This is a genomic window from Sandarakinorhabdus sp., from assembly GCF_041689835.1.
Taxonomy (GTDB): Bacteria; Pseudomonadota; Alphaproteobacteria; order Sphingomonadales; family Sphingomonadaceae; genus Sandarakinorhabdus.
Window position 1 is genome coordinate 1 of sequence record NZ_JBDNFM010000160.1, and the last position, 2,972, is coordinate 2,972.

At 66.2% G+C, this 2,972-nt stretch carries 4 protein-coding genes and 1 pseudogene; all 5 read left to right on the forward strand.

Annotated elements, in window-relative coordinates; all coding sequences use genetic code 11:
- Window positions 1-480, forward strand: a 480-nt coding sequence (locus ACESL8_RS08720) for a uridine monophosphate kinase (protein ID WP_372917888.1), incomplete at its 5' end; no start/stop codon positions are given.
- On the forward strand, window positions 473-1,042 hold the full coding sequence (gene frr / locus ACESL8_RS08725; protein ID WP_372917890.1) for a ribosome recycling factor: 570 nt from the start codon (window positions 473-475) through the stop codon (window positions 1,040-1,042). The genes ACESL8_RS08720 and frr, both read left to right, overlap by 8 nt.
- Window positions 1,039-1,794 (forward strand): isoprenyl transferase, encoded by a 756-nt coding sequence (locus ACESL8_RS08730; RefSeq protein ID WP_372917892.1) that lies wholly within the window; start codon window positions 1,039-1,041, stop codon window positions 1,792-1,794. The genes frr and ACESL8_RS08730 overlap by 4 nt, the downstream gene beginning before the upstream one ends.
- Before the next feature lie 56 nt (window positions 1,795-1,850).
- Window positions 1,851-2,627: a phosphatidate cytidylyltransferase gene (locus ACESL8_RS08735; RefSeq protein WP_372917894.1), complete on the forward strand. Its 777-nt coding sequence runs from the start codon at window positions 1,851-1,853 to the stop codon at window positions 2,625-2,627.
- A pseudogene (locus tag ACESL8_RS08740) lies at window positions 2,624-2,972 on the forward strand (1-deoxy-D-xylulose-5-phosphate reductoisomerase); the annotation flags it as partial. The gene ACESL8_RS08735 and the pseudogene ACESL8_RS08740, both read left to right, overlap by 4 nt.

Genomic DNA, 2,972 nt, shown 5'->3' on the forward strand with positions numbered 1-2,972 from the left:
AACGCGCTGGCGATGCAGGCCGCACTGGAGAAGATCCGGGTTGCCACCCGCGTGCAGTCCGCCCTTCCCATGGCCTCGGTGTGCGAGCCCTATATTCGCCGCCGCGCCGAACGGCATCTGGAAAAGGGCCGGGTGGTGATTTTTGCCGCTGGTACCGGCAATCCGTTTTTCACCACCGACACCGGCGCCGCCTTGCGGGCTGCCGAAATGAACTGCGATGCGCTGTTCAAGGGCACCAGCGTTGATGGGGTGTACGACGCCGATCCCAAGCATGTTGATACTGCGCGTCGATATGAAACGGTAAGTTATTCCAAGGTTTTGGCCGACAATCTGAAGGTAATGGATGCCAGTGCGGTATCCATGTGCCGCGATAACGACATTCCCATCATCGTGTTCAACATCCGCGAACCCGGCGCCCTGCTGGCAGTGCTGAACGGTGAAGGCATATCAACAACCGTGACAGGAGACGCCCATGGCTGAATTCGAAACCGGCCCGTTCAAGGCCGATCTGGAACGCCGCACTGCCGGTGCCATCGATGCGCTCAAGCACGATCTGGGCAGCCTTCGCACTGGCCGCGCCAGCACCAGCCTGCTCGATGCCGTGCACGTCGAGGTATATGGAGCATCGATGCCGCTCAGCCAGGTGGCCACCGTGACGGTGCCGGAATCGCGCATGCTCAGCGTGCAGGTATGGGACAAATCTAACGTGACGCCGGTGGAAAAGGCCATCCGTTCCGCCGGCCTTGGCCTCAACCCGATCACCGACGGCCAGACCCTGCGTCTGCCGATCCCGGACATGACCGAAGAGCGCCGCAAGGAAATGGTGAAGCTGGCCGGCAGCTATGCCGAAAAGGCCAAGATCGCCGCCCGCAACGTGCGCCGTGACGGCATGGAGGCGCTGAAGGCTGCCGAAAAGAAGGGCAAGATCAGCCAGGACGAACAGAAGCGCCTGGAAGCCGACGTACAGAAGATCACCGACAAATCGATGACCGACATCGATGCCGCGGTTGCCGCCAAGGACAAGGAAATTCTGGGCAAGTGACGGCGGCTGCCGCCCCAAGGCCCGTTGGCGTTGATGGCGGGGCCGGCGGCTGCCGGCATCTGGCCATCATCATGGACGGCAACGGCCGGTGGGCGCAGGCCCGGAGGCTGCCGCGCATTGCCGGCCACCGTGAAGGCGTGGAAGCAGTGCGCCGCGTGGTGGAAGCCGCGCCCGGCCTTGGGCTGGATGTGCTCACGCTTTATGCTTTTTCCAGCGAGAACTGGAAGCGCCCGGTCGACGAGGTGAGCGACCTGATGGGTCTGCTGCGCCACTATGTGAAGCACGAGATCGAAACGTTGCACCGGAACGGCGTGCGGCTGGATTTCATCGGTGATTGGCGGGCGCTGAACCCCGACCTTGTCAGCCTGCTTGAGGCCGCCCGCGAAAGGACGCGGACCAACACCGGGCTGCGGCTGGTGATGGCATTGAACTATGGCGGGCAGGGCGAAATCGTGCGGGCGGCGCGCGCGCTGGCGGCTGAGGCCGCCGCGGGCCAGCTTGATCCCGAAACCATCACGGCCGAGATGCTTGAAGCCCGGCTGGATACCGGCACGGCGTCTGGCGGCCTGCCGCCGCCCGATGCAGTGCTGCGCACGTCGGGCGAACTGCGCCTGTCCAATTTTCTGCTGTGGCAGACCGCCTATGCCGAATTCCTGGTGACCGAAACGCCGTGGCCGGATTTCGATGCTGCGGCACTGGCAAGCGCGCTGGATGATTTTGCCCGGCGCGAGCGGCGTTTCGGAGGCCGTTGAGCGTGGCCAAGCCAACGGTTGCAGGACGCGGGGCTGCCAGTCAGTTGAGACAGCGCGTGGCCACCGGCCTGGTGCTGGTGGCGGTGGCGATTGCCGCGCTGTGGCTGGGCGGGCCGGCCTTTGCCGTGCTGGCTGCGGCAGCCGTGCTGATCATGTTTACCGAATGGGCCGCGATGCACCGCTTGCCGTTGCTGTTGCGCCGGCTCGGGCTGGCAACGCTGGGCGTGGTGGTATGGGTGGTGGCCGTGATGGGCAATCCATCCGAAGCGCTGATGCTGCTGGGCGGCGGCGCCGGCCTGCTGGGCTTGTTTGCGGCGCGGCTGCAGAAGGGGCTGGGGCGCACGATGGCGCCGGGGCTGCTGTATTGCGGGCTGCCGGCGATTGCGCTGATCTGGCTGCGCGGCACCTCGTGGGGTTTTTATGCGACCCTGTTTGTGATGGTGGTGGTGTGGGGCGCGGATATCGCCGCTTATTTCACCGGCCGCGCCATCGGCGGCCCGAAACTGGCGGCTGCCATCAGCCCCAACAAAACCTGGAGCGGCGCGGTTGGCGGGCTGGCTGGTGCGTTGCTAGCCGCTGGCGCGCTGGCGATGCTGTGGCCGGGCCATGACAATATGACAGGGATTGGCCGCCTTGCCGTGCTGGCGGTGCCGCTGGCCGTGCTGTCGATCCTGGGTGATCTTTATGAAAGTTGGCTCAAACGCCGCGCCGGGGTGAAGGACAGTGGTTCGATCCTGCCCGGCCACGGCGGCGTGATGGACCGGCTGGATGGCCTGGTGCCGGCCGCCGTGGCAGGCGCCGGGGCGTTTGCGATGACGGGATGGGCGGGATGAACCGCAGCCTGACCATCTTGGGCGCCACCGGTTCGGTGGGCAGCCAGACGTTGGATCTGGTCGCGCGCAATCCGGGCCGCTGGCGGGTGGAAGCGATCACGGCTGGCAGCGATGTTGCCGCCCTGGCCAGCGCCGCCAAGGCCTGCGGCGCGCGGTTTGCCGCCATTGCCGATGCTGCCAAGGGTGCGGCGTTGAAAGAAGCGCTGGCCGGCAGCGGGATCGACAGCGGGGCAGGCGCCAGCGCGCTGGTTGATGCGGCCGCGCGTGATGCCGAAATCGTCATTACCGCCATCGTCGGCGCTGCCGGGCTGGCGCCCACCATGGCGGCAGTGAAGCGCGGCGCCC

Bases quoted from the DNA above. Each gene is read 5' to 3' on its own strand.
- frr (WP_372917890.1), top strand. From the start codon at position 473: ATGGCTGAATTCGAAACCGGCCCGTTCAAGGCCGATCTGGAACGCCGC.